This window comes from Streptomyces sp. DG1A-41, from assembly GCF_037055355.1.
GTDB lineage: Bacteria > Actinomycetota > Actinomycetes > Streptomycetales > Streptomycetaceae > Streptomyces.
Genome location: NZ_CP146350.1, coordinates 8562576 through 8587712 on the forward strand (window position 1 = coordinate 8562576; position 25137 = coordinate 8587712).

Annotated in this window: 23 protein-coding genes and 2 pseudogenes; 16 read left to right on the forward strand and 9 right to left on the reverse strand. The window is 72.1% G+C overall.

Annotated elements, in window-relative coordinates:
* The first annotated feature begins 18 nt into the window (after positions 1-18).
* Positions 19-1125, forward strand: coding sequence for an NAD(P)-dependent alcohol dehydrogenase (locus V8690_RS39615; protein ID WP_338784846.1), 1107 nt, complete (start codon positions 19-21; stop codon positions 1123-1125).
* A 1015-nt stretch (positions 1126-2140) separates the two neighbouring features.
* Here the strand turns inward: V8690_RS39615 and V8690_RS39620 are convergent.
* On the reverse strand, positions 2141-3091 hold the full coding sequence (locus V8690_RS39620) for an NADP-dependent oxidoreductase (protein ID WP_338784847.1): 951 nt from the start codon (positions 3089-3091) through the stop codon (positions 2141-2143).
* Positions 3092-3162: 71 nt separating this feature from the next.
* Here V8690_RS39620 and V8690_RS39625 point away from each other — a divergent pair, with 71 nt between their 5' ends.
* From V8690_RS39625 to V8690_RS39650, 6 genes are all read left to right on the forward strand, one after another.
* Positions 3163-4107, forward strand: a complete 945-nt coding sequence (locus V8690_RS39625; protein ID WP_338784848.1) for a helix-turn-helix domain-containing protein — start codon at positions 3163-3165, stop codon at positions 4105-4107.
* Positions 4108-4358: 251 nt separating this feature from the next.
* Positions 4359-6071, forward strand: a complete 1713-nt coding sequence (locus V8690_RS39630) for an ATP-binding protein (RefSeq protein WP_338784849.1) — start codon at positions 4359-4361, stop codon at positions 6069-6071.
* A gap of 5 nt (positions 6072-6076) precedes the next feature.
* The gene (locus tag V8690_RS39635; protein WP_338784850.1) at positions 6077-6487 is read left to right on the forward strand and encodes a roadblock/LC7 domain-containing protein; all 411 of its coding nucleotides are present in this window, start codon (positions 6077-6079) and stop codon (positions 6485-6487) included.
* Positions 6484-6855 carry a DUF742 domain-containing protein gene (locus tag V8690_RS39640; RefSeq protein ID WP_010040608.1) on the forward strand — a complete coding sequence of 124 codons (372 nt, stop codon included), beginning with the start codon at positions 6484-6486 and terminating at the stop codon, positions 6853-6855. Before V8690_RS39635 ends, V8690_RS39640 begins: the two co-directional genes overlap by 4 nt.
* Positions 6836-7441 carry an ATP/GTP-binding protein gene (locus V8690_RS39645; protein ID WP_338784851.1) on the forward strand — a complete coding sequence of 202 codons (606 nt, stop codon included), beginning with the start codon at positions 6836-6838 and terminating at the stop codon, positions 7439-7441. The genes V8690_RS39640 and V8690_RS39645 overlap by 20 nt, the downstream gene beginning before the upstream one ends.
* Entirely contained in the window at positions 7438-8688 is a 1251-nt protein-coding gene (locus tag V8690_RS39650) for a cytochrome P450 (protein ID WP_338784852.1), read from the forward strand. The genes V8690_RS39645 and V8690_RS39650 overlap by 4 nt, the downstream gene beginning before the upstream one ends.
* Positions 8689-8898: 210 nt before the next feature.
* On the opposite strand, the gene V8690_RS39655 is transcribed toward V8690_RS39650, so the two are convergent.
* Positions 8899-10749, reverse strand: coding sequence for a hypothetical protein (locus V8690_RS39655; RefSeq protein WP_338784853.1), 1851 nt, complete (start codon positions 10747-10749; stop codon positions 8899-8901).
* 546 nt (positions 10750-11295) lie between these two features.
* Between V8690_RS39655 and V8690_RS39660 the strand changes: the two genes are divergently transcribed.
* Both V8690_RS39660 and V8690_RS39665 read left to right on the forward strand, forming a co-directional pair.
* The gene (locus tag V8690_RS39660) at positions 11296-11760 is read left to right on the forward strand and encodes a pyridoxamine 5'-phosphate oxidase family protein (protein WP_338784854.1); all 465 of its coding nucleotides are present in this window, start codon (positions 11296-11298) and stop codon (positions 11758-11760) included.
* 79 nt (positions 11761-11839) lie between these two features.
* The gene (locus V8690_RS39665) at positions 11840-12232 is read left to right on the forward strand and encodes a VOC family protein (RefSeq protein WP_031117767.1); all 393 of its coding nucleotides are present in this window, start codon (positions 11840-11842) and stop codon (positions 12230-12232) included.
* Between the two features lie 171 nt (positions 12233-12403).
* Here V8690_RS39665 and V8690_RS39670 read toward each other — a convergent pair whose 3' ends face one another.
* Both V8690_RS39670 and V8690_RS39675 read right to left on the reverse strand, forming a co-directional pair.
* Positions 12404-12700, reverse strand: coding sequence for a DUF4235 domain-containing protein (locus tag V8690_RS39670; protein WP_338784855.1), 297 nt, complete (start codon positions 12698-12700; stop codon positions 12404-12406).
* 37 nt (positions 12701-12737) lie between these two features.
* On the reverse strand, positions 12738-13763 hold the full coding sequence (locus V8690_RS39675) for a glutathione S-transferase C-terminal domain-containing protein (protein WP_338784856.1): 1026 nt from the start codon (positions 13761-13763) through the stop codon (positions 12738-12740).
* A gap of 34 nt (positions 13764-13797) precedes the next feature.
* Here V8690_RS39675 and V8690_RS39680 point away from each other — a divergent pair, with 34 nt between their 5' ends.
* Positions 13798-14844, forward strand: coding sequence for a cation diffusion facilitator family transporter (locus V8690_RS39680; RefSeq protein WP_338785630.1), 1047 nt, complete (start codon positions 13798-13800; stop codon positions 14842-14844).
* Between the two features lie 367 nt (positions 14845-15211).
* On the opposite strand, the gene V8690_RS39685 is transcribed toward V8690_RS39680, so the two are convergent.
* The gene (locus V8690_RS39685; protein ID WP_338785631.1) at positions 15212-15661 is read right to left on the reverse strand and encodes a nitroreductase family deazaflavin-dependent oxidoreductase; all 450 of its coding nucleotides are present in this window, start codon (positions 15659-15661) and stop codon (positions 15212-15214) included.
* 104 nt (positions 15662-15765) lie between these two features.
* Positions 15766-16396: pseudogene (locus V8690_RS39690) on the reverse strand (LysE family transporter).
* 345 nt (positions 16397-16741) lie between these two features.
* Here V8690_RS39690 and V8690_RS39695 point away from each other — a divergent pair.
* Entirely contained in the window at positions 16742-17938 is a 1197-nt protein-coding gene (locus V8690_RS39695) for a cytochrome P450 (protein WP_338784857.1), read from the forward strand.
* A 12-nt stretch (positions 17939-17950) separates the two neighbouring features.
* Complete coding sequence (locus V8690_RS39700; protein ID WP_086559662.1) at positions 17951-18151, forward strand: ferredoxin; 201 nt, start codon at positions 17951-17953, stop codon at positions 18149-18151.
* Between the two features lie 19 nt (positions 18152-18170).
* Here V8690_RS39700 and V8690_RS39705 read toward each other — a convergent pair whose 3' ends face one another.
* The gene (locus V8690_RS39705) at positions 18171-18722 is read right to left on the reverse strand and encodes a TetR/AcrR family transcriptional regulator (RefSeq protein ID WP_338784858.1); all 552 of its coding nucleotides are present in this window, start codon (positions 18720-18722) and stop codon (positions 18171-18173) included.
* Between the two features lie 94 nt (positions 18723-18816).
* Here V8690_RS39705 and V8690_RS39710 point away from each other — a divergent pair, with 94 nt between their 5' ends.
* On the forward strand, positions 18817-19275 hold the full coding sequence (locus V8690_RS39710) for a nuclear transport factor 2 family protein (protein WP_338784859.1): 459 nt from the start codon (positions 18817-18819) through the stop codon (positions 19273-19275).
* Between the two features lie 28 nt (positions 19276-19303).
* Entirely contained in the window at positions 19304-19840 is a 537-nt protein-coding gene (locus V8690_RS39715; RefSeq protein WP_338784860.1) for a flavoprotein, read from the forward strand.
* A 400-nt stretch (positions 19841-20240) separates the two neighbouring features.
* On the opposite strand, the gene V8690_RS39720 is transcribed toward V8690_RS39715, so the two are convergent.
* Both V8690_RS39720 and V8690_RS39725 read right to left on the reverse strand, forming a co-directional pair.
* The gene (locus V8690_RS39720) at positions 20241-20717 is read right to left on the reverse strand and encodes a hypothetical protein (protein WP_338784861.1); all 477 of its coding nucleotides are present in this window, start codon (positions 20715-20717) and stop codon (positions 20241-20243) included.
* A gap of 156 nt (positions 20718-20873) precedes the next feature.
* Positions 20874-21713 carry a phytanoyl-CoA dioxygenase family protein gene (locus tag V8690_RS39725; protein ID WP_338784862.1) on the reverse strand — a complete coding sequence of 280 codons (840 nt, stop codon included), beginning with the start codon at positions 21711-21713 and terminating at the stop codon, positions 20874-20876.
* 63 nt (positions 21714-21776) lie between these two features.
* On the opposite strand from V8690_RS39725, the pseudogene V8690_RS39730 reads away from it, so the two are divergent.
* A pseudogene (locus V8690_RS39730) lies at positions 21777-22711 on the forward strand (helix-turn-helix domain-containing protein).
* A gap of 380 nt (positions 22712-23091) precedes the next feature.
* Positions 23092-25134: a ricin-type beta-trefoil lectin domain protein gene (locus tag V8690_RS39735; RefSeq protein ID WP_338784863.1), complete on the forward strand. Its 2043-nt coding sequence runs from the start codon at positions 23092-23094 to the stop codon at positions 25132-25134.
* Positions 25135-25137: the final 3 nt, after the last annotated feature.

The following is a 25137-nucleotide window of genomic DNA, read 5'->3' on the forward strand; positions in this document are numbered from 1 at the left end:
CGTCAAGGAGCTCTTGCGATGCCCACCACCACCCGTGCCGCGGTCGTCGAGTCCGGCGGAGCGCCCTTCACTCTCTCCGACGTCGTCCTCGACGAACCCGGCCCGCACGAGGCGCTGGTCCGTATGGTCGCCACCGGCCTGTGCCACACCGACCTCGGTGTGGCGAGCGGCGGACTGCCCTTCCCGCTGCCCGGGGTCCTCGGCCACGAGGGCGCGGGCGTCGTCGAGGCCGTCGGCTCCGCCGTCACCGGCGTCACGCCCGGCGACCACGTCCTGCTCTCCTTCACCTCCTGCGGCGACTGCCGCAACTGCCGCGGCGGGCACCCCGCGTACTGCGCGACCTGGCTGCCGCTGAACCTGCTCGGCGGCAGCCGGGCCGACGGCACGAGCACCATCAGCCGTGGGGGAGAGGCCCTGGGCGGCCACTTCTTCGGCCAGTCCTCCTTCGCCGAGCGGGCGCTCGCCGACGAGCGCAGTCTCGTCAAGGTCGACCCGGACGTGCCGCTGGAGTCCATCGCCCCGCTGGGCTGCGGCGTGCAGACCGGTGTGGGTGCCGTCTGGAACGTCCTGAAGCCGGACACCGGCAGCACGGTCGTCGTCCTGGGCGCCGGAGCGGTCGGCCTGTCGGCCGTGATGGCGGCGGCCCTCACCCCGGCCACGCGGATCGTCGCCGTCGACCGGATCGCCGAACGCCTCTCGCTGGCCAGGGAACTGGGCGCCACGCACACCGTCGACACGAGCGGGACGGACCTCGTTCCGGCCCTCGCCGAGATCACCGGCGGCCAGGGCGCGGACGGTGTCGTGGAGACCACGGGCAACGTCGGCGTCCTGCGCCAGGGCGTCGACGCGCTCGCCGCCCGCGGCACCCTGGTCGTGGTCGGCGCCCCGCCCTTCGGCACCGAGGTCGCCCTGGACGTCAACGGCCTGCTCGGCGGCAAGCGGATCGTCGGCCTCACCCTCGGCGACAGCGAGACCCAGGCGATGATCCCCGCCCTGGTCCGCCTGGTGAAGGACGGCCGGCTCCCGCTGCACCGCCTGATCGGCACGTATCCCTTCGAGGACATCGACCGGGCCGTTCAGGACATGAGGTCGGGCAAGACGATCAAGCCGGTCCTGACGTTCTGACACGACCGACCGAGGGCCCGTCGGTCGGCTGACGGCTCGGGCCGCCGAGACCCCGTCAGGCCACCGGTCGTAACCTGCGGCCCGGTGGCCTGACGCAGCGCCGCCGCCAGCCGGTCGCGCCTTGTGATCGGTGGGGCCGGGTGACCGGCGCCACCCACCTCCGAGCCGACCGTCCGGCCACCACCATCCGGCACACCGTCCGTCGCACGCCTCTGCGGGCCCGGCGGTCCCGCGCCGCCGAGCCCGTGTCACATCGCTGGTGCCCTTCGGCGTTCGCCACCGGCCGAGGGGCCAGGCGCGGCCAGTCGTGAGCAGCTGGCCGGCTGGGGCGCGTCGTCCGGTGCGCGGGTTGTTGCACGGCTCTGCCGCCTCGGCGGTCCGGCGCTGCCGGGGCCGTGGCGCCTCGCCACTGGACCCGGGGTTCGCCGGTGGCGGGGAGGTCGCGGCACGGCCTGCCGGTGAGCAGCTGGCCGGCCGCGGAGCGTCGACTGGTGCGCGGGTTGTTGCACGGCTCTGCCGCCTCGGCGGTCCGGCGCTGCCGGGGCCGTGGCGCCGCGCCACTGGACCCGGGGTTCGCCGGTGGCGGGGAGGTCGCGGCACGGCCTGCCGGTGAGCAGCTGGCCGGCCGCGGAGCGTCGACTGGTGCGCGGGTTGTTGCACGGCTCTGCCGCCTCGGCGGTCCGGCGCTGCCGAGGCCGTGGCATCTCACCAGTCATCCGGCGCTCGCCACCAGCCGGGAGACCAGGCCTACGGCCGACCGTGAGCGCCCGTAGGCAGGTGACCTGCTGGAAGGGCTCGCCCGGCGCTCGCCGCCGGCTGGCGGGTCCGAGGCGGCCGACCGTGAGCGGCCGTACGACAGACGGGGCCGACCGGAAGGGGCCGTCCGGCGCTGCCGGGTCCGTGCAGCCTCGCCACAAGATCCGGCGCCGACACCGGCCGGGAGACCCGGCACGGTCGGCCGTGAGCGGCCGGACGGCAGGCGGGCCGACCGGAAGGGCCCGCCCGGCCGTTCCGGTCAGTCGTTCACCAGCACCAGCTTCCCCGTCGTCCGGCCCGTGTCGCCCGAGGCGTGGGCCTCTGCTGCGGCGGCCAGCGGGAAGGTTCCGGCGATCGTGGCGCGGAGCCTGCCCGTCCCGGCGAGTTCCGCGATCGTCTCCATGCCGGTTCGGTCGGCGTCGACCAGCATCCGGACCGCTCGCACACCGAGCCGCTCGGCCTCCCGGTAGAAGTCGTCCGAGCCCACCGGCAGGATCGACACCACGACCCCACCCGGGCGCAGCACGCGCAGCGAGCGCAGGGCGTTGTCGCCGCCGATCGTGTCCAGGACGACGTCGACGTCCTTCACGGCCTCGGTGAAGTCCGTCTCCCGGTAGTCCACCGCCTCGTCCACGCCGATCTCCCGCAGGAACTCGTGCTTGCCCGCGCTCGCGGTGCCGATCACATGGGCGCCGCGCGTCTTGGCGATCTGCACCGCCACGTGCCCGACCCCGCCCGCCGCGGCGTGGATCAGCACCCGCTGCCCGGGCTTCAGGTCGGCGTGCTCGACCAGCGCCTGCCAGGCGGTCAGCGACACCAGCGGGAGCGCGCCCGCCTGGACGTGGTCGATCCCGGCCGGCTTGCGCGCGAGGGCGCGGACCGGAGCGATCACGTACTCGGCGTGCGAGCCGTGCCCGAACGGATACGGCAGCATGCCGAAGACCTCGTCACCGGGCGCGAACGCCGCGACGCCGATACCGACCGCCTCCACCACCCCGGAGACGTCCCAGCCGAGGACGAAGGGCGGCTCGCCCAGGAAACCGCCCGTGGCGCGGTGCTTCCAGTCGGTCGGGTTGACCCCGGCGGCCCGCACCCGGACCAGCACCTCGTTCGGCCGGGGTTCCGGGCGCTCGACTTCCACTTCCTTCAGGGCCTCGGGGCCGCCGAGGACGTCCTGGCTGATGGCTCGCATCGTGTTCTGAGTGCTCATGGTCATCCAGCGTGCCCGCCCGCGCCCGGCCCGCCAATGGCAGGATTGCCAACCTTCGATAGGATCGTGCCATGCGGCGTGAGCGAGTGGTGGTCCTGGCCCTGGACGGCGTGTACCCGTTCGAACTGGGCATCCCCAGCCGGATCCTGGGCGCGGCCGACGGTCGGTACGAGGTTCTGACCTGCTCGGTCGACGGCGGACCCGTGCGCACCGAGGCGGACTTCGGCATCACCGTGGAACACGGCCCCGAAGTCCTCGCCACGGCCGACACCGTGGTGATCGCCCCCGTCGCGCCGGCCCATCTGAGCGACGACGTGCCCGACAAGGTCCTGGCCGCGCTCGCGCTCATCCGCCCCGGGACGCGCATCGTCTCCATCTGCACCGGCGCCTTCGTCCTGGCCGCCGCCGGACTGCTCGACGGGCGCAGGGCGACCACCCACTGGCGGGTCGCCGACCGCTTCCGGCGCATGTTCCCGCACGTCGACCTCGACCCGGACGTGCTGTTCGTCGACGACCATCCGATCCTCACCTCCGCCGGAGCCGCCTCCGGCGTGGACATCTGCCTGCACTTGGTCCGCAAGGACCACGGCAGTCGGCTGGCCAACACCGTCGCCCGCCGCTGCGTGGTCCCGCCGTTCCGGGACGGCGGCCAGGCCCAGTACATCGAACAGCCCGTCCCCGAACAGGGCGCCGCGAGCACCGCGGCCACCCGCTCCTGGGCCCTGGAGCGCCTCGGTGAACCGCTCACCCTTGCCGACCTCGCCGGCCACGCCCGGATGAGCCTGCGCACCTTCGCCCGCCGCTTCCACGACGAGGTGGGACTCAGCCCCGGCCGCTGGCTGATCCAGCAGCGGGTGGCCCGGGCCCGGCATCTGCTGGAGTCCAGCGACCTCACCGTGGACCAGATCGCGGGCCGGGTCGGCTTCGCGACCGGCGCCTCCCTGCGCCAGCACCTGAACGCGGCGATCGGGGTGACCCCGCAGGCGTACCGCCGCACGTTCCAGACCACCCGCTGACCCGGGCAGGTCCCGGTGCCCGCCCAACTGGACATATCAGCAGAGCCATTTGTCGACCTGTTGCTTTCTGTCGGAGCGTGACAGAACCCTCACGTCCGGCGGGGGATGAGTTTGATCCTCTCGGCTTCAAACCCGATAAGGTTCCCATCGGCGCTGCGAGTTGAGGCGATCGCGTCCGGCCGACTCGCGGTGCGTACTCATGAGTGCGGTCCACCCCCCCCTGTTCGTTCGTGTTGCTTCGAAGGATGCAGATGGAACTCGCCACTCCGCCACCGGCGGCGCGGGCCCCTGTCGCCTGGTACAGCTGGTGGTTGATGCCACTGGGCTTGGGAGGCGGGACGGTTGCCGCCACGTTCATGAGCTCGGAGCGACTAACCACGGCCGTCGCCGGTGTCGCGGCGACGGCGGCCGGTGCCGTGTGCGTACGCCTGCTGCTGCGCACCCGGGCCCAACTGAGCCGCGCGGAGGGTTCCTTCCGCGCCACACAGGCCGAACACAACCAGCAGTGGCAGCAGCACGTGGCGGGCCTGGAACGGAAGTTCTCCGCCGAGCGCGTCACCCTGGAGTCCCAGCTCACCGAGCAGAACGCGGCCTACGAACGGCGCCTCGCCGAGCAGAGCGCCACGTACGAGTCGCAACTCGCCGACCAGTCCCGGGCGTACGAGGAACGGCTGACCGAGCAGGCCAGGTCCTACGAGGCCCAGCTCGCCGACCAGGCCGAGGTCTGGCAGGAGCAGTTGTCCCACCAGCTCGCCGCGGTCGCCCGGCTCGCCGACGAGCAACTGCCCGACGCCATGGCCAGGCTGCGTTCCGGCGAGGCCATCGACGACGTCCTGCCGACCGTCAACCAGTGCGCGAAGGTCAGCGCCGACCTCCAGGCCGAACTGCGCAAGCTGCTGCGCACGGCCCTGATCGGCCTCGAGGCGGAGTTCGACCGCTCGACCACCGCCGAGCAGGCCGTGATCAGCATCGGCAACCGCATCCACGTCCTGACCAGCAAGCTCCGCGGCCGACTCCACGAGATGCAGGGCGAGCACGGCAGGCTCCCGGCCGTCGCCCGCGGTCTGATGGAGCTCGACCAGGCACTCGGCCCCGCCGACTCGCTCGCCGCGAGCATCGGTGTACTCGGCGGCTCGGACCGTCCGGGACGCCAGTGGCAGGAACCGCAGCGGCTGCTGAGCGTGGTGCGTGGCGGCATCGGCCGGATCAAGGACTTCCACCGCGTCCAGGTGCGCCACCTGCCCGAACTCGGCGTCGACGGCGGCCTCGTGGACCACCTCACGCTGATCTTCGCCCACCTCCTCGACAACGCGGCCCGCTACTCGCCGCCCACCGAGCCGGTGCTCATCTCCGGCAAGGAGGTCCCCAACGGCGTCGGCATCGAGATCCAGGACTCCGGCAAGGGCCTGAGCGAGGAGAAGAAGCGCGAGGCCGAGCACGCCCTGGCCGGCACCGCGCCCGGCGCGGGCCTCGGCGGCATCACCGAGGACGCGAGCATCGGTCTGCGCGTCGTCGGCGCCCTGGCCCGCCGCTACGGCATCCGTGTCACCTTCGCGGACTCGCCGTGGCTCGGCACCTCCGTGGTGGTCGTGGTTCCCCACAAGTACTTCAGCCCGATGCCCGCGGCCGCGACCGCCCAGGCCGCGCCCGCCCCGGAGGCCCGCCCCGCCGCGGCCGCCCCGGCCCGCGAGACGGCACCGGCGGCGCAGACGCAAAGCGTGGAGACCACCCCCGGCGGACTGCCCCGGCGCCGCAACAAGCGGAACGAGACGGACGGGCCCCGGCAGGCCGAGGGGACCGACCGGAGCACCGTCTCCGCCGTCCCGCCGGACGCCTCCTTCTCCGGCCTCGCGGCCTTCGCCACCGCCGGACGCGACGCCGAAGAGGCATCCCGCGCGGCCGACGACCGCGACACCACCGCCGGACGCGAGTCCACCGAGCACCGCACCGAAGAGAGCGACTAGTCCTCATGACGCAGCAAGGAACAGATGTGAGCTGGGCGCTCCGCGATCTCGTCGAAAGCATCCAGGAGATCAGTTTCGCCCTGGTGGCCTCCAGCGACGGCAAGGCCATCACCTCCTACGGCGCCGAAGACCCCGACGACGTCGACCGCTTCGCCGCCGTGGTGGCCGGCCTCCAGGCGCTGGCCCAGCCGGTCGCCGAGCAGTTCCCCAAGTACGCCGGGCAACTGCGCCTCGCGATGATCGAGGTCGACGGCGGGCACCTCTTCGTCGTCCGCGCCGGTGTGGAGACGTACCTCGGTGTCCTCGCCAGGGAGGGCCTCGACCAGGGCCTGCTCGGGCACCAGATGAGGGACCTGGCACGCAGGATGGGTGAGCTCCTCGGCACCACTCCGCGCCTGGAGGAGCACTCTGGATGAGTGCTCCCCGCAGGCCGTCCGACCCGTCCGGTCTCGAGCGCTACTACGTCCTCACCGGAGGGCGCAGCGGACCGGGCGGTTCGGCGTCGAGCCTCGACGTGGCGACTCTCGTCGTCGCCCGCGCCGCCCCGTTACCGGGCATGCAGCACGAGCACGAGGAGATCCTCCGCCGCTGCCGCGATCCGCTGTCGGTCGCCGAACTCGGCGCCCACCTCGGACTGCCCTTCAACATTCTCGCCGTGCTGCTGTCGGACCTGCTGGACGCAGGTCGCGTCGAAGCCCGTGACCCCATCCCGGCACACGACGCCGGCCGCGGGCCCGACCTCGCGCTCCTTGAGGAGGTACTCAGTGGACTTGAAAGGCTTTGACCAACCCGGAGGGCGGGCGGCCGGGGACACCCGCTCGGTGAAGGTGATGATCGCCGGCGGGTTCGGTACCGGGAAGACCACCATGGTCCGGTCGGTCAGCGACATCAAGCCGCTCACCACCGAGGAGACCCTCACCCAGGCCAGCGTCGACGTCGACGATCTCATCGGCGTCGCCGACAAGACGCAGACCACCGTCAGCCTGGACTTCGGCAAGATCGGCATCAACGAGAGCCTGGTGCTCTACCTCTTCGGCACGCCGGGCCAGGAACGGTTCTGGTTCCTGTGGAACGGGCTGTTCAAGGGGGCGCTCGGCGCGATCGTCCTGGTGGACACGCGCCGCCTGGAATCCAGTTTCCGGGCGATCGAGGAGATGGAGCGGCAGGACGTCCCGTTCGTCGTCGCGCTGAACGTCTTCCCCGACTCCCGGAACTACCCGGTCGAGGAGATCCGGGACGCCCTGGACATCCCCGAGCACACCCCGGTCGTGGCCTTCGACGCCCGCGACCGGGCCTCCAGCCGTGACGTCCTCGTCGCCCTCATCCACCACCTGAAGGAACGCTCGGCCGTGGCCCTGGAGCCCCGATGAACGATCAGACCGACAACGGCCTCCAGGTTGTGCGAGGCTGCCCCGTCGCCCACCACGGGGCCGAACTCACCCGGCTGTACGGGCCGGAGGCCGCGACCGACCCCACGGGCATCTACGAGCGGCTGCGCAAGGAACACGGCTCCGTCGCGCCGGTGCTGCTCGAAGGCGACGTACCGGCCTGGCTCGTCCTCGGCTACCGCGACAACCGGCGGGTGCTCGACAACCCCCGCCAGTACAGCCGGGACGCCCGGATCTGGCGGGACTGGCGCGAGGGCCGGATCGAGGAGACCTCGCCGATCATGCCGATGGTCGGCTGGCGCCCCGACTGTGTGTCCCAGGACGGCGAACCGCACCGCAGGCTGCGCGGCGCCGTCACTGACGGGCTGCAGGCGGCGGCCGTCCGGGGCATCCGGCGGCACGTCACGCACTTCGCGAACAAGCAGATCGACGCGTTCGCCGACGCCGGGCGCGCCGACCTCGTGGCCGACTACGCCGAGCAACTGCCGATGCTCGTGCTCACCAGGATGCTGGGCCTTCCCGCGGCGGACGGGCTACGCCTGATCGAGTCGTGCGCCCAGGTCTTCAAGGGCGGTGAGGGCGCCCTCGAGCACAACGACCGGATCATGCAGATCCTCGCGGAACTCGCCGAGCGCAAGCGGGCCGAGCCGGGCTCCGACTTCGCCACGGCCCTGCTGGAGCACCCCGCCGGCCTCGACCACGACGAGGTCGTCAGCCATCTGCGCCTGGTGCTGATCGCCGCGCACACCACCACCAGCAACCTGCTGGCCCGAGTCCTGCAACGGGTCCTCACCGACGCCGCCCGGCTGTCCGGTCTGGTCAGTGGGGAGCTGGACATCTCCTCAGTGGTGGAAGAGGTCATGTGGGACACCCCGCCGCTGTCCGTGCTGCCGGGCCGGTTCGCAACCGCCGACCTGGAGCTCGGAGGCCATCACGTCCAGGAGGGAGAACTGCTCGTCCTGGGCCTGGCCGCCGGCAACCTCGACCCGGAGGTACGGCCCGACTCGGCCGTCGCCGTGCAGGGCAACCAGTCGCACCTGGCGTTCAGCGCCGGACCGCACGAGTGCCCGGGGCAGAACATCGGCCAGTCCATCATCGAGATCGGCGTGGACGTCCTGCTGCACCGGCTGCCGGACCTGCGCCTGGCTGTGCCGCCGGAAGAACTCAGCTCGACCGCCTCCACCTGGGAGTCCCGGCTGGACAGCCTGCCGGTCGAGTTCGCCGTCTAGGCCACGCAGGCAGACCGTTGCCCGGCCGGCTTCCGGCCGGGCAACGCCGTGCGTGGGTGCAGGAGGTGGCTCACACGCGCGGACCACCGGCCGCTACGCCGCCACCGAGGACTTCATCGTCCTTTGCCGTGTCCGCGGTGGGGCCGGGCACAGGCTGGGCCGTTACCGCCACGGGTGCGAGCAGCGGCCCGAGCCTTCAGGATCGAGGCGTCAGCCGTCGAGCCAGTCGCCTGCGACGCCCGTGGGACGGTATCCCGTGGCGTTCCAGAGGAAATGCGGGTGGGCACAGCCGAACATGTAGGCGAGCAGTGCGGTGTCTTCCCTCCCGGTCTGAGGGTCGTGCAGGGTGTGGAACCTCTCGGATCCGACTACGCCGGCGTCTTGTTGGACGCGACGGGCGCGGTCTGGCGATGGTGCGGCGCTGGATGCCTCCACGGCGGCGATGTAGGTGCGGCGCAAGATCTCCCATGTGCTGTCCGTGTTGCCGTACCAGGGGCCGTGCAGTGCTTCGAAGGCATGGAGCTCGGCGTCGAACAGAGGCCATGTCCGGGGGGACTGGGCTCGGCAGCGTGCGGACAGCTCGGCGGTCCGGGTGCTCAGTGCCGGTGTGGTGGGCCGCGGAGCGATGGTGAGGGTGGTGCCGTGGGTGAGGATGCCGGTGCATGGGTTGGGCTGCAGGTCGCACAGCGGGCACTCCTCGGCCGGGGGGAGGCCCTGGGTGATGCCGTCGAACCAGAGGGCGTGGCGGCCCGTGAGCCCCATCCAGACGATGGTGGTGGTCATCAGCCAGGTGTTCCACATCGGGCTGTGGGCCTCGGGCATGCAGCCGTACTTGACGAGGGCTATCGCGCAGGCAGCGTAGAGCGCCTTGGTGTGGGTGGGCATTTCGGCGAGCCAGAAGTTGCTGATCTCGCCGGTGAGGGCGTCGGCTCGTACATCGGCCATGTCGTCGATGACGCGGCACAGCAGCAGGGAGGCGAGGTTTTCTTCCTGCCAGAGTTCGGTGTCGGGGGCGACGTGCCAGAACAGGCAGTCCAGCATCTGCAGGGCTGAGTAGGTGCTCTGGTTGAGCGGGTTGGTCTGGGGGAGCATGACGCTGCCCGCGTCGTGCTGTTGGAGCCAGTACTCGTCGACGGATCGCTTGTGGGCTGCGAAGAGTCCGGAGACCAGGGCCCGTGCGCTGTTGGTGCTGAAATTCTCGGCCAGGCGGCCTTCGACGTGTCGGGTGAGGCGCGTTGTGTCGATGGTGTCGATCACGCGCTTGTATTCGTGGAAGACGAGAATGTCGTTTTCGAAGCGGTGGCGGTGGCCGAGGTCTCGTTCGAGGTCGTTCATCTGCCGGGTCCAGGACCATCCACCGGTCAGGACACTGTCGAGTTCCCGGCGGTATGGCCAGGTCTTGACGGCGAGGGGACGACCGGCGCTCTGCCGCCAACGGTAGTCGTCCAGCGTGCGTGCGGGGGGCGTGGGCAGCCGACGGCACAGAGGGCAGGCGCAGACGGTTGTCTGCTCTTCCTCGCGCGGCGGGGTGAGTGCCCGGCTCCTCCAGGCCCCTTCCAGCATCGTGCAGGTCAGTCTGCAGACCTCAACGTCGGTGCTGACTTGGGGGAAGGCTGCTTCGATCAGGCGCAGGCTGGTGTCGAGGTGCCTCAACCTGGCGTAGCCCTCCTCGTCGGGCGGGAGGAACGCGGGCCGCGCCAGATGGAGGGCTCCCTCCACACGCAGCGTGGTGCTGGAGTGGGGGGAGCCGAATGCGTTCAGCCGCTGCTGAGCGGCGTTCTGGGACCTTCGGTACGGCTCCGTGCTCCCATTGATGTGTTTCACCAAGAGGCGGGCCAGGGTGTCCCCCGCCTCCGTGGGCTGGAGCTGGGCGCTTGGCTGCGCCGGGAGCGAGCTGCCGGCGGACGCCTTCGGAACAGCACCTGCGACTCGAGATTTCACACCGGTCTCCCAATAAGCTGTGGTCCTGGCAACGGAATCGATCGACCGTGGTCGTTGACCGGCCGTGTCCGGGAAACTTCTGTACTTTCCGCGACGGTCTCGCCGGACAGCCGGACTCACGCGACCGGCTTTGGCTCCTGTTACGAACGACCGCGAGGGGCACGACTGCTGCGTTGACGGCACTCCTGCTGCAAGGCGAGCACCCGCATCGCCGCCTCAGCTGTGTTGATCAGGAAGCACTCGCGGCCCGTCAGGCGTAGCGCGACCACCGGATCCGAGACGTGCTACTTCGCCCGAGGCGTGTGGGTAGCTGACAGGGGTGTCGAAGGGGAGGTCGAACCGGACGTCCTGAGGCATGCGCTTCCTTTCGGGAGACGGACCGCAGAGTCCCCCACTCCTGCGAACGGACGGTGCCGTGACCGTCCGCGCACTCGAACTGGGCTTCGCAGTCCGAAAGTTGAACCGAGAAGCGGTACGAGGCTGCCCACGGCGTGAATAAGCCATTCCGTGACCGTGCCGTGATCTCCGTTACTGCTCAAAGCACATGAGCTGCGTATACTCCCTCGTCCCTCACCCGGTAGCGGCTTGTCCGCCGAGCCTTCGACGCTTCGGAACGCCACACTGGTCGGAGTCCGTTCCAACGACTCTCCAGGAGGCGCACCGACGATGACGTCCGCACCCGTACGCACTGCTGAGCAGCGCACGAAGGACACCCTGCACCGTCTGGAACACGACGTGGACGCCTGGGTCGCCACGGCCGACGGCACGTCGGGGACTCCGTACCTCGTCCCGCTGTCCTTCCTCTGGAACGGCTCGTATCTCCTGTTCGCCACGCCCGCGTCGAGCCCCACCGGACGGAACCTCGCCGCGACCGGCCGGACCCGCGTCGGCATCGGGCCGACCCGTGACGTCGTGCTCGTCGAGGGCACCGTCGAGACCGTCCAGCCCGGCGAGCTGACCGAGCAGGACGCCGAACTCTTCGCCGCCAAAACCGGGTTCGACCCCCGCCTGCTGGCCACGCCGTACCTCTACTTCCGCGTCGTGCCTCGGCGGGTGCAGGCCTGGCGGGAGGCCGACGAGCTGGACGGCCGCGAACTCATGCGCGACGGACGGTGGCTGACGGCCGACTGAATCGGCCGGACGGGGATATCCGCAAGGTACGGGGCCGCGGGGCACGAACGTCCGGCGGCCGGGATCCTGCGGAGGAGACATGGCACTGGTGAAAGCGGGGGTCCTCGTGCTCGACTGTGCCGAGCCCGAGAAGCTCGCCGTGTTCTACAAGGAACTGCTGGAGGGGGAGGAGTCGGACGCGACGGCCAACCGGGTGGAGATCAAGAGCGCCGACGGCTTCCGGATCGCCCTGCGCCGGGACGTCAACGCGACCCCGCCCAGCTGGCCGCGCCCCGAGAACTCCCTCCAGGCGCACCTGGAGTTCGTGGTGGACGACCTCGACGCGGTGGAACGCCGGGTCATCAGCCTCGGCGGCCGTCCGCTGGAGGCCAAGGAGGCCTCGGGCCCCCTGGAGGAGCGCGGCTACGCCGACCCGGCAGGCCACTCCTTCACCCTGCGCCGCACCGCGCCGACCGCACCCAAGCAGGGCTGAACCCGACCGGTTCCTCGGGCGAAGACGGTACCGGCCGGCGGCGCCACCGCGCGGACTCGGGGACCGGCACGTCGCGCAGGCGGCAGACGACCGGGATCGGACGGCTGAGTACACAAGCCGGCCCCGCCCGGCACGGGGCCGGGCGGGGCCGCGTCGTAGGTGCCGGCCGCGTCAGTCCCGGCCGCCCTTCTCGCCGGCCGGCCACGTGCCGGTCGAACGCTCGATCGCCTTGGCGCCCGCGCGGTCCACGGCGCTGCGCACCACGGCGAAGATGGCGCCCTGGATCGCGGCGGCCAGCAGGACCTCGCCCCAGCCGCGGTCCTTGTCCAGCGCGTCGGGCGCGTCCTCCTCGTGCCGGATCGCCATCCACGTCTTGCGGAAGGCGAGCCCGGCCAGCCAGCCGCCCGACCAGCCGAGCACGAACCCGAGCGGCTGGTAGGCGCGGGACATCTTCTTCTTCTTGGCCACGGGGATCTCCTTGAGAGCTGAGGGTGGGTGGAAGTGGTCAGGGTGTGTGCGCGGCCGGGATCCGCTCCTCGGCGCGGACCGGCCCGGGCGGGGTGCCGTCGCCGAACGGCCGGCCGCCCAGCTCCTCACGGTGGTGCGGGGTGAGCCAGCCGGACAGGTCCGGGCCCAGGGGCACGATGCGGGTCGGGTTGATGCCGGTGTGCACCTGGTAGTAGTGCCGCTTGATGTGGTCGAAGTCGACCGTGTCGCCGAACCCGGGCGTCTGGTACAGGTCACGGACGTAGCCCCAGAGCACCCGGTTCTCCGTCAGCTTCCAGTGGTTGCACTTGAAGTGGCCGTGGTAGACCGCGTCGAAGCGGACCAGCGTGGTGAACAGCCGGATGTCCGCCTCGGTGATGGTGTCCCCGACGAGGTACCGTTGCCGTTCCAGCCGCCCGGCGAGCAGCTCCAGCCGCCGGAACACGCCCGCGCAGGCGGTCGCGTACTCCTTCTGCTCGGTGGCGAAACCGGCCCGGTACACGCCGTTGTTGACGTCCTCGTAGACGTCCGCCATCACCTCGTCGATCTCGTCGCGCAGCTTCTGCGGATACAGATCGGGCGCGCCCTCCCGGTGCAGGGCCGTCCATTCGGTCGCGAGGTCGAGCGTCAGCTGCTGGTAGTCGTTGGTGACCAGCTTCCCGCTGGGCACGTCCACGACGGCCGGCACGCTGACACCACCGGGGTAGTCCGTCTCCCGGCGGTCGTACGCCTCACTCAGACAGCGGATGCCGAGGACCGGGTCGCGGCCGTCCTCGTCCAGTGTGAAGCGCCAGCTGCGGTCGTCCTGGATCGGGTCGGCGACGGCCAGGGAGAGAGCGTCCTCCAGGCCGAGCAGCCGCCGTGAGACCAGCGACCGGCTCGCCCACGGGCAGGCGCGGCTGACGACCAGACGGTAGCGGCCGGCCTCCACCGGCCAGCCGTCCCGGCCGTCGGCGGTGATCCGGTCCGTGAAATGCGCCTTGGACCGCTTGAACGACCTCCTTCCGTAGGCGCTGTTGCCGTCGTCGCCGTCGTCGCGGCTCATGGGCATGACCTCCTTCGGCGTACGTGTGGCCTGCTTGTCGTGCGTGTGCCCTGGTGAACGCGTTCCCCTTTTTCCGCCGACGGCACGGTGTGAGCACCGCCGACCGGGGCAATCGGCGTGGGTGAGTACAGAAGGATCTGATCGGAGGACACGCGTCACCGTGCTGGTGGCGCTCGCCGCCAACCTGGTGATCGCGGCGGCCAAGGCGGTCGGCGGCCTGGCCGCGGGATCGCCGGCACTGCTGTCGGAGGCGGCCCACTCGGTGGCCGACAGTCTGAACGAGGTTTTCTTACTGGCGGCCCTGCGCCGCAGCCGCCGCCCCGCCGACCGGCGTCACCCCTTCGGCTACGGCAAGGAGCGGTTCTTCTGGTCGCTCCTCGCGGCCGTCGGGATCTTCGTCATGGGCGGGTGCTTCTCCTTCTTCCAGGGCTTCGAGGCTCTGGCGAGCGGAGGGGAGGAGGAACTCGGCGGCTATGTCGCCGGTCTGATCGTGCTCGGTATCGCCCTCCTCGCGGAGGGCGCCTCTCTGCTGCGGGCGCTGTACCAGGTGCGCCGGCAGGGCGGCAGGGGCGCCGGGCTGCGCGATCCCGCCCTGCGCACGGTCGTGGCCGAGGACGGCACCGCGGTGCTCGGCGTCACGCTGGCCATCGCCGGTATGGCGCTGCACATGGCCACGGGCCAGGTGGTGTGGGAGGCGTCCGCCTCCCTGGCGATCGGCGCGCTGCTGGTCTACGTCGCCTACAGGCTGGGCCGTGACGCCCGCGACCAGCTGATCGGCGAGGCGGCCGACCGGGAGGCGCGCGGGCGGATCCGGGAGTTGCTGCGGGCACAGCCCGAGATCGACAGCGTGGAGGCGCTGTTCACCATGAAGACGGGCCTCGACTCGGCCCTCGTGGCCGCCCGCGTCGACCTCGTGCCCGGCCTGGACAGCGAGCGTGTCGAGGACGTCGCCGTCCGCATCAAGCGCTCCATAGCCCGAACGGTCCCCGAGGCCGACCAGATCTTCCTCGACGTCACCGACCGTCACGCGCGGGAGGCAGCAGAAAGCCCCGCCGCGACGGGGGAACGCGGCGGGGCCTGACCCACGCGTGCCCCGTCGCGGGCGGTTCATGCAACGCCCCAAAGAAGTTTTTCGCCGACCACCCCGGACAGGGATGCGGCTTCTGCGGCCCGCTTTGGGTGTCGTTGTTTCGGCGGGCCGGGGAAGTCGTCGTTCCGGCCGGATCCCGAAGGAGCGACTACGGGGTGCGGGCGCGCCCGACGCCCCGGGCGTCGGCGGTCGGGCGGTGGCCGCTTTCGCCTCCTGCCCGCCGGCGGACAGGCGGTGGCCGCTTCGCCCCTGCGGCCGGAGGCATGGCGCCTGGGCGGCGGACCGCTGCCGGACCACCCGAGGGCTGACCTCCGCCCGGCCGGAATCACCCCGGGGCGCGCCCGAAGCCCCCGGGGACTCACCCGCCGTCAGCCGGCTCCAGCACGAACACCGGTATCTCCCGGTCCGTCCTCTTCTGGTAGTCGGCGTATGCCGGGTACGCCGCGACGGCGCGTTCCCACCACTCGGCCTTCTCCCGGCCGGTGACCTCACGGGCGATCATGTCCTGCTTCACGGGGCCGTCCTGGAGCTCCACGTGCGGATCGGCCTTGATGTTGAAGTACCAGACCGGGTGCTTGGGTGAGCCACCGAGGGAGGCGACCGCGGCGTAACGCCCCTCGTGCTCCACCCGCATCACCGGTGTCTTGCGCAGCTTGCCGCTCCTGGCCCCCCGTGAGGTGAGGACGACCACCGGCATCTTCGAGCCCTGGAGCGTCGTCCCCTCCGTGCCGCCGGAGCTCTCGTACAGGTCCACCTGCTTGCGCACCCACTGCGTCGGGCTGGGTTCGTACTCGCCCTCAAGAGGCATGGCGTCCGTCCCATCGTCGGTCACGGCTGACTGGCACCCGCCTTCAACACCGGTCCGTCCGCGAATCATCCGCAGCGCGACGCATCCCGGCCGGGTCGCGCACCTCACCCGGGCGCCACCGCCATCCGCACGGCCAGAACGGTCATCACCCCGCTCGCCACCAGCGCCGTCGCCAGCCGGCCCCGGTGACCGGTCAGCGCCCGCCCCAGCAGGGCTCCGCTCCCGGCGAGCAGCACCTGCCAGCTCGCGGAGGCGGCGAAGGCGGCGAGCACGAAGACGCCCTGCTCCAGAGCAGGCCGGGCCCGTCGCCTGGGAGCCGAGCACGAGTGCCGCGAAGTAGATCACCGTGGTGGGGTTGAGCAGGGTGATCCCGAGCAGCCCCAGGTAGGCCCGGGCGGGACCCGGGTGAGCGGGGGCTGTCCGCGCGGCGAGCCGGTGCCCGCGGTACTCGCGCACGGCGGTGACCGCGCCCCACGCCGCCAGCGCGAGCAGCACCAGGACGCAGACCCACCGCAGCGGCCCGAGCACCGGCCGCAGCGCGCCGGCCAGGGCCGTGCCCCCGAGCGTGGCCGCCAGGGCGTACAGCCCGTCGGCGGTCGCGACGCCGAGCGCGGCGCATACACCGGTGCGCAGGCACGTGCGGGCGGTGAGGGAGACCAGGTACGTTCCGACCGCGCCGACGGGGACGGCGATGCCGTACCCGGCGAGCAGCCCCGCGACGAGCGCTGCCGTCATGACCGCGGCGGCGTCGGCCCTCCACGGCGGCCGGACCGCTGCTGTCGGCGCGCGGCAGGAGCGGCGGCGGACAACGGCGGAAGGACGGCGAACGTAGGCATGGCTGGATCCTGGGCCCTGTCCCGTCCCACCGACAACCGGTTTTCGAACCAGCGTCGGCGCACCTCCGCTTCCGGCGCCCAGCTCGCCCACCCCGGCCCCCGACCGCGGCGTTCGAACTGAAAGACGGCAGTCCTCGGCCATGTTGCCGCCGCCGCCGATCTGGCCGAACTTCGCGTCGCCCTATAGGTGCCTGGGGCATCTAATGAAGATCGGCACGACGCACACTTCGTCTGCGAGGTCTTCATGACGGACACGACCGCACCCGTCGCCTTCCCACAGAGCCGGACCTGCCCCTATCAGCCGCCCGCCGCCTACGATCCGCTGCGCAGCGAGCGCCCCCTGACCCGTATCACCCTCTTCGACGGCCGTGAGGCGTGGCTGGTCAGCGGACACGCGACCGCCCGCGCGCTGCTGGCCGACCCGCGCCTGTCCTCCAACCGCAGCCGGCCCGGCTTCCCCGCCCCGACCCGGCGATTCGCCGGGATCAAGAACCGCCGAACGGCCCTGCTGGGCGTCGACGACCCCGAGCACCGCACCCAGCGGCGGATGGTCGTCGGCGACTTCACCCTCAAACGGGCCGTCGAACTCCGGCCGAGGATCCGGCGGATCGTCGACGAACGGCTCGACGCGATGATCGCCCAGGGCCCGCCCGCGGACCTGGTGAGCGCCTTCGCGCTGCCCGTGCCGTCCATGGTGATATGCGCCCTGCTCGGCGTCCCGTACGCCGACCACGACTTCTTCGAGACCCAGTCACGACGGCTGCTGCGCGGCCCGGAGACCTCCGACGTGGAGGACGCCCGCGACCGGCTGGAGGCGTACTTCGGCGAGTTGATCGACCGCAAGCGGCAGGACCCCGGCACCGGCCTGCTGGACGACCTGGTCCACCGGCAGCTGCGCGAGGGCGCGCTCGACCGCGAGGGCCTGATCGCGCTGGCGCTGATCCTGCTGGTCGCGGGCCACGAGACGACCGCCAACATGATCTCGCTCGGCACCTACACCCTGCTCCAGCACCCCGAGCGGCTCGCCGAGTTGCGCGCCGACCCGCGCCTGCTGCCGGCCGCGGTCGAGGAGCTGATGCGGATGCTGTCGATCGCCGACGGTCTGCTGCGCCTGGCCGTCGAGGACATCGAGGTGGCCGGAACGACGATCCGCAAGGGTGACGGCGTGGTCTTCGCGACCTCCGTCATCAACCGCGACGAGACGGTCTACCCGGACCCGGACACGCTGGACTGGAACCGCCCGGCCCGGCACCACGTCGCCTTCGGCTTCGGCATCCACCAGTGCCTCGGCCAGAACCTCGCCCGCGCCGAACTGGAGATCGCCCTGCACACCCTCTTCGACCGGCTGCCCACACTGCGCCTGGCCGCTCCCGCCGAGGAGATCCCCTTCAAACCGGGCGACACGATCCAGGGGATGCTGGAACTCCCCGTGATCTGGTAAGAGGCTTCGCACATGCACATCGACATCGACAAGGACGTCTGCATCGGCGCGGGCCAGTGCGCCCTCACCGCCCCGGACGTGTTCACCCAGGACGACGACGGCTACAGCGCCCTGCTGCCCGGCCAGGAGGACGGCGGCGGCAGCCCTCTGGTGCGGGAGGCGGCCCGGGCCTGCCCGGTGAGCGCCATCACCGTCTCCGAGACGGTGAGCTGACACCTGGCGGATCAGTCCCTCACACGGCGCTCAGGAGCAGCCGGGCCGCCTCCCGCGCCTCGGCCGCGGGCTCGGCGCTCCTGGTGACACCCGCCGTGACCATGGCACCCTCGGCGAGCAGGAACAGCTGCCCGGCCAGCGCGCCGGGCAGCCCCGCCGCGTCGACCAATGAGGCGAGGTAGTCCCGGAAAGCCCGCTTGTGCGCGCGCACCTGACCGGCCACGCGCGCGGACGTCGCGCCGAGCTCCCCGTACGCGTTGATCCACGCACAGCCCCGGAAACCCGGCTCGCCGAACCACCGGCCCAGCCAGTCGAACACGGCCAGGATCCGCTCCCGCGGCTCCCCGTACTGCTCGACGTACTCGGCCAGTTGCCCGCGCCAGCGCGCGTCACGCCGCTCCAGATACGCCTCCACCAGCTGCTCCTTCGCCGGGAACAGCTGGTAGAGCCGCTTGAGCGAGACCCCGGACGTGCCGCGGACGTCGTCCATGCCGACGGACCGCACACCCCGCCCGTAGAACAGCTCCTCGGCGGCGTCCAGCGCCCGCTCCCGGGCCACTGCGCTGTCCACGTACGACCACCCCTTGACGCGAGAACGAGCGTTCTCCTACGGTAGCAGCCGCTGCGGAGAACGATCGTTCTCCGCTGTCGACCGGGGAGGACCCATGACCGACCGCCCACCGTTGCCGCCCTTCACCCGGGACACCGCGGCGCAGAAGGTCCAGGCCGCCGAGGAGGCCTGGAACACCCGCGATCCGCACAAGGTCGCCCTCGCCTATTCGGAGGACTCCGTCTGGCGCAACCGCGACACCTTCCTCACCGGCCGCTTGGAGATCGCCGAGTTCCTGACCCGGAAGTGGCAGCGCGAGCAGGAGTACGCGCTGCGCAAGGACCTGTGGGCCTTCGACGGCAACCGCATCGCCGTCCGCTTCCAGTACGAGTGCCGGGACACCGACGGCCGGTGGTGGCGTTCCTACGGCAACGAACTGTGGGAGTTCGACGCGCACGGCCTGATGACCCGCCGCGAGGCGAGCATCAACGACGTACCGATCGAGGAGCGGGAGCGCCGCATCTTCGGCCCGCGGCCGGAGCCGGAGCACGGAGCCACCTTCCCCGTCCGGTGAGCCCGGCTGGGTCGCTAGGGTTTCCGGGATGACCGAACAGGCCGCCCGGAAGCCCTTCCTCTACGTCGTCGTCTGCGCCGCCGGTATCGCCGCGGACGTCGGCAAACTGATCACCGCCGCGCAGGAGCGCGACTGGGAGGTCGGTGTCATCGCGACGCCCGTCGCCATGAACGGCTTCTTCGACACCGCGGCCGTCGAGGCCCGGACGGGCCGGCCGATCCGGTCCGCCTGGCGCACGCCGGGCGAGCCGCGCCCGTTCCCGGCACCCGACGCCGTGGTCGTCGCGCCCGCCACCTTCAACACCGTCAACAAGTGGGCGGCCGGCATCGCCGACACCCTCGCTCTGGGCACCCTGTGCGAGGTCGCGGGACTCGGTGTGCCGATCGCCGTCCTGCCGTGCGTGGCCGACGCGCTGGCCTCCCACCCCGCCTACCGGGACAGTCTCGTACGGCTGCGGGGGATGGGCGTACGGTTCGGGCAGCCGTACACCGGAGAACCGGACGCGGACGGCGGGCGGCCGGAGGTCGGCTGGGAACGGGCGCTGGACCTGGTCGAACGCGACTGACGGTCAGTCGCAGCCGACCGCGGGCCCCTCCACCATGCCGCCGGTGTACAGCGCCTGCCCGCGCGGCTCCAGTAGCCCAGCTTCGAGACCACCGTCGAACAGGCCGACGCCAGCGCGACCCGCACCCGCACGGTCGCCGGGCGCCCCGGCGTGAGATCGGTGAGCGCGCAGTCCACGGAGTGCGTCAGCCGGGCCTTCGGCGGATGGCTGCCGACGAGCGGGTCGACGCACCGGGCGTCCGCCGTGCTGATCCGCACCCCCGTCGTCTCCTCGCCGATCAGCCGAAGCGCGCACTGTCCTCGCCCTGTTCGCTGTCGCGGTACACGCGGTACGTCAGCGTGGTCGTGGTGCCGGTACGCAGGGTGCGCCGGTCGACCTCGACGCGGTGCGTGGGCCTCGGCTACGGCGCGCTCAAGGCGAGGGTGGCCCGGACCGTGCCGCGCAGGTCCCCACCGGCCGGCTCGGAACGGACGTGCACGGTGGCGGTGACGTGGTCCGTCCCCGGGCCGGGGTACGGCTGCGAACCGGGCAGTGTCCCGGAGACGGCCGCCGCGCCCTCGCGTCTCGCGGTCCAGGTGCCGGACGTGAGGCAGGCATACCGGACGGACGTCCCGGGGCGACGGCAGGTCGCGGGCGCCGGGACCGCCATCACCGGCGTGCCGCTGCCCGCGCACAGGCTGACGGCGGCCCGCTCACCGTCCGGGCCGCGCAGGACCCCCGCCGTGGCGCACAGCGTCGCGCGCCCGGCCGCCGCCGGTGCCGGGGTCCGGGCCTCGGGCTGCAGCGGGACCGGCCGGCTCCAGGCGGTCGAGGCCAGAGCGAGGGACGCCGCGGCCGCCCCGCTCAGGATCCTGAGTGTCCTCCGTCGTACCGCCACGGCGTCCTCCCGTTCACCCCCGGCCGCTCCCAGGCCGGGCGGTCATCTGGGGGCTGTGACCAGGGCGTCGGCCTGCTGCCCTGGAGCCCGCTCGCCCCGGCCGTGGAATTCCGGCTCAGCGACCAAGGAGCTGGAGGAACCGGAGCGGCCCTGCGCTCAGTGGGGCCCCTGCGGCGCGAACTCCGTCCCGCAGGGCCCCGCTCCCTCACTCTCCGGGAGCACCACCCTCGCCCCGTTCATCGTCAGCGTCCGGTAGAACCCCCCGATCCGCTCCGCGGACCGCCCCACGTAATGCCCGATGAACGACCGCCGGAACCGATCCACCGCCCGGTTCGGCTGCGACCCGTGGACCAGACTGCCGTTGAAGAACAGAACGTCCCCCGGCTCCATGTCCACCGGCACGGCGGCCAGGCCGGGCGGCGGCGGAACGTACTCCCGGGCGAAGGACACCCCCGCATCCGCCTCCTGCGGACAGAACAGGTCCATGCGGTGCGTGCCCGGCACGACCTCGAGCCCGCCGTTCTCCCGGTCGATCACGTCGCAGGCCAGCCACGCCGCCACACACGTGCCCGGCTCCACCCGCAGATAGAAGTTGTCCTGGTGCAGCGCCTGCCCCCGGGCGCCCGGCGGCTTGAAGTAGAACATGCTCTGCGCGGCCAGGACCTCCTCCCCGAGAAGCACCTCCAGAACCGTCCGCAGCCGGGCGTCCAGCAGGACGTCGCGAGCCAGGTCGTTGATCTCGTGCGGGTGCATCACCCGCGGCCAGACGTGCAGCGGATCGGCGCCCGGGCCGGACGCGCGCGGCTCGAAGTGCCCGGGAACCGGGCCGGCCGCACGCAGCGCCGCGAACTCCTCACACAGCCGCTCGGTCTCGTCGGCCCCGAAGAGCCCGCGCACGACTGTGAAACCGTCCTCCTCGAAACCCTCCCGGTACCGCCGGAGCGCGGCAGGGTCCAGGATGGGAGCGCCGGCGGCGCCGTTGCCCGTGACTGTCATGAGTGCACTCCTCGGTCAGTGGTCCCCGGCACGACACGCTAGGTCACCGAGCCGCCGAGGGGGATGTCCGTGCGTGCTGACGGATTGCCCGGCACTGCTGAGCAGGAGCCCGACGGGGACCCCGCACCGCCGCCCGGTCTGGTCGTGCTCGGCCACTTCGACCAGCCGCCCGGATACGGCGTCAACCGCCCACGGGGAGCCGCGAGTTGGCTCTTCACCTGGACCACGGCAGGCCGGGGACGGCTCCGGCAGGGCGGGGTGGAGACCTCGGCCGGCGCGGGCCATCTGGTCGTACTCGCCCCGGGGGCCCCGCACGGTTACGCGGTCGACCCGGGCGCACGGCGCTGGCGGTTCTGGTGGGCGCACTGCCAGGCCCGCCCGTCGTGGGCCGGATGGCTGCGGCCGTACGACGCGGGCGACGGGGTGTACGTGGTCACCTCCGTCCCGGGCGGAGTGCACGGCCGTGTCGAGGCGGCGTTCCGGCGGATGCACGCCGATGCCCGCCAGCCGGGGCCGGGGCACCGCCCGCCGCGGTGGTCCCGGACGGGCAGATCGCCGTCGCGCACGGCAGCGCCGCCCGCGAACTGGCCCTGTGCGCACTGGAGGAGATCGTCCTGCTCACCACCGCCGGTGCCCGGCCGCCGACGGCACCCCGTCCCGGCCTCGACGCGCGGATCCACCGGGCCCAGGCGCTGATCGACGCCGACCCGGGCGCCCCGCACACCGTCCGCTCGCTGGCCGAGCAGGTCTCCCTGTCGCCGTCCCGCTTCGCCCATCTGTTCAGCCGGCAGCTCGGCCGGTCGCCCATGCGGGCCCTGCGCGAGGCGCGGCTGCGTCACGCCGCCCGGCTGCTGGAGGCCACCGACCTGCCCGTGGAACGCGTCGCCGCGGCCTCGGGTTTCGTCAGCCCGTTCCACTTCAACCGCGTCTTCCGCGAGCGCTACGGGACACCTCCCGGGGCGTACCGGAACGCCGTTGACGGCGGTCCGCGGGACTGAACGGCGGCGTGGTCATTGGTTCCGGGAGGAGATCCGGAAAAGGGCACGCCGGAACGCCCGGGGGTGTGAGCTGCTGTGCAGCCGGCAGTTCAATGGTTTCCGGGCGACGTCCGGAGCCGGGCGAAAACGCGCTCGAAAAAACAGAGCGGACAGAACGGAAATCCCTTTCGCGCCAGACACTGACGCTTTGTCAAAAGGTCCTTGCCGCGTACGCAATGGACGAAACCGTGAGATCCCTTGTTCCCTCTCGCTGACCTGTGCAAAGGTGTGCCTTGTCGGCGTCCGGACAACGCGCCTTTCTTCGTATGCGCGAGGCCGCCGGGCCGGCATACCCCTTGGTACGGACTTTTATTCCGCATGTCCTTGAGAGGAATGCAGCCGTGAACGACGCAGGCCCGTCGAATTTTCCGGGTCCGGCCCGCAGGATCGGCGCGACGGACGAGCAACTGAGCGCCGAGCTCAGGAAGTGGACAGGGGCGACACCCGCACTTCACCCCGTCGGCGAACTGCTGGACCGGCACTGGGAGGCGGCCTCCGCCTACGCCCGGCTGTGCACCGACGGTCCGCGTTCCGCCGGAATACTCACCACCGCCGCGTTCACCCGGATCTTCGGCGAAACCCTGCGCCAGAACGGCCCCACCTCCGCGTGGCGGCCCCATCTGCTCGTCACCGTACGGCGTGTCGCGGCCGAGTGGGCCACCGACCACAGACGCGACATGCTTCACCCGGAACTGCTGTCCGGGCCCGCGGAAGGGGAGCGGGTGGCCGCCCGGCTGCTGCCGCAGCAGCACCGGCGCCTGCTGGCCGGCGCCTTCCAGCGGCTGCCCCAGTCCGCGCGCTGCCTGCTGTGGCACGTCGAGGTCGAGGCCGAACCGCTCGCCGTCCCCGCCGGGTTGCTCGGCCTGGACGCGGAGGGCGCCAGCGTCGAACTGGCCCGGGCCCGTGACCGGCTGCGCGAGGAGAGCCTCCAAGTGCACCGCGAACTCGCGCCCGACGAGGAGTGCCGGCGCTATCTGCGCCTGCTCGACGTGACGTACCGGCGTGGCGCCCTCGACGTCGACCCCGATCTACGCGCGCATATCCAGGGCTGCGGGCACTGCGCCGCCGCCGCGGACCAGCTCGGCCGGTTCAACCACGGGCTCGGCCTCGCCCTGGCCGAGGCGGTGCTGGGCTGGGGCGGGCGGGAGTACGCGGAGGCCAGATCGAGCGGCGCCGCGCAGACTCACTCTCAGGGTTCCGGCACGCAGACGGCCACCGCGGAGACCGCGCTCGCCGGGGGTGTGGCCGGTGAGGCCTTCCCCGACCCCGTCGTCCTCGCGGGCATGGCCGGGGAGTCGTTCACCGACCCGGTCGGCACGGCGGCCGCGCCACCCGCCCCCGCGCCGGAGGAAGCAGCGCCGGCTCCCGCCCACGACGGCTTCCCCGCCCCGCCCGGCATCCCGCCGGCCAGTGGAGCCACCCCCGGACCGCGTGCCGAGGGCCCCCGCACAGCGGCCCGCAGATCCGCCCACAAGGCGGCCCGCCGTTCCACCCGCCGCCGCAACCTCACCGTGAGCATCCTGACCGTCAGCGGCCTGGTCGTCCTCCCGCTGGCCCTGTGGTCCCTGGGCAACTCCGGCGAGGGTCCCTCCCGGGCCGGTGCGGGACGGCCCTCCGAGACGCCCGGCTCAGGTGCGGGCGAGTCGACGAGCGACTCGTCCTGGGTCGGGGCGGGCGACGCCGAGAAGGGCGCCCTGCGCGGCCGGCTGCACAACGTCGCCTCGGGACTGTGCGTCGGCATCGAGGGCAACAAGGCCGTCGAGGACGCGGAGGCCGAGCTCACCACCTGCTCCTCGGCCGCCTCCCAGCAGTGGACGTACGAGACCGACGGCCTGCTGCGCAACGGCGCCGACCCCGAGCTGTGCCTGGACTCGCAACTCGGCTACTCGGTGCGGCTGGCCCCCTGCACGGGAGCGTCCCAGCCGGACACCAAGAACATCCGCTACGACTTCACCCTCCAGGGCGCGCTGGTGCCCCGCTGGAACCAGGACCTCGCCCTGGCTCCGGCCGCGACCGACGGCTCGGGAGCCCTGGTCCTCAAGGCCCGGGCGGACAACGAGCTCCAGCGCTGGGTGATCGACACCTCCAAGGCGGACCTCCAGTTGGAGGCCGTCAACTGGAACGCCGCCGCCCCGGCGCCGCGCCCCACGCCCACACCCACTCCCACGCCCTCCAAGACGCCCACGGCGACACCGACCCCGTCCGCAACCCCGTCGGCGGCACCGCGGCCGACGCCGACCAGCGCGCCCCCCACCGACTCGGCCTGCTACCACTACGGCTACCCCTGCGACGGGGACGGCCAGAACGGCTATCCCGGCTACGGCTATCCGGGCTACGGCTACGGGGACGGCGGTTACGGTGGCGGCGGAGGCGGCCGCCGCTGACCG

Bases quoted from the DNA above. Each gene is read 5' to 3' on its own strand.
- V8690_RS39700 (WP_086559662.1), top strand. From the start codon at position 17,951: ATGCACATCGACATCGACAAGGACGTCTGCATCGGCGCGGGCCAGTGC.
- V8690_RS39695 (WP_338784857.1), top strand. From the start codon at position 16,742: ATGACGGACACGACCGCACCCGTCGCCTTCCCACAGAGCCGGACCTGC.
- V8690_RS39710 (WP_338784859.1), top strand. From the start codon at position 18,817: ATGACCGACCGCCCACCGTTGCCGCCCTTCACCCGGGACACCGCGGCG.
- V8690_RS39640 (WP_010040608.1), top strand. From the start codon at position 6,484: ATGAGTGCTCCCCGCAGGCCGTCCGACCCGTCCGGTCTCGAGCGCTAC.
- V8690_RS39675 (WP_338784856.1), bottom strand. From the start codon at position 13,763: ATGAGCCGCGACGACGGCGACGACGGCAACAGCGCCTACGGAAGGAGG.
- V8690_RS39615 (WP_338784846.1), top strand. From the start codon at position 19: ATGCCCACCACCACCCGTGCCGCGGTCGTCGAGTCCGGCGGAGCGCCC.
- V8690_RS39620 (WP_338784847.1), bottom strand. From the start codon at position 3,091: ATGAGCACTCAGAACACGATGCGAGCCATCAGCCAGGACGTCCTCGGC.
- V8690_RS39715 (WP_338784860.1), top strand. From the start codon at position 19,304: ATGACCGAACAGGCCGCCCGGAAGCCCTTCCTCTACGTCGTCGTCTGC.
- V8690_RS39635 (WP_338784850.1), top strand. From the start codon at position 6,077: ATGACGCAGCAAGGAACAGATGTGAGCTGGGCGCTCCGCGATCTCGTC.
- V8690_RS39725 (WP_338784862.1), bottom strand. From the start codon at position 21,713: ATGACAGTCACGGGCAACGGCGCCGCCGGCGCTCCCATCCTGGACCCT.
- V8690_RS39650 (WP_338784852.1), top strand. From the start codon at position 7,438: ATGAACGATCAGACCGACAACGGCCTCCAGGTTGTGCGAGGCTGCCCC.
- V8690_RS39630 (WP_338784849.1), top strand. From the start codon at position 4,359: ATGGAACTCGCCACTCCGCCACCGGCGGCGCGGGCCCCTGTCGCCTGG.
- V8690_RS39625 (WP_338784848.1), top strand. From the start codon at position 3,163: ATGCGGCGTGAGCGAGTGGTGGTCCTGGCCCTGGACGGCGTGTACCCG.
- V8690_RS39665 (WP_031117767.1), top strand. From the start codon at position 11,840: ATGGCACTGGTGAAAGCGGGGGTCCTCGTGCTCGACTGTGCCGAGCCC.
- V8690_RS39685 (WP_338785631.1), bottom strand. From the start codon at position 15,661: ATGCCTCTTGAGGGCGAGTACGAACCCAGCCCGACGCAGTGGGTGCGC.
- V8690_RS39660 (WP_338784854.1), top strand. From the start codon at position 11,296: ATGACGTCCGCACCCGTACGCACTGCTGAGCAGCGCACGAAGGACACC.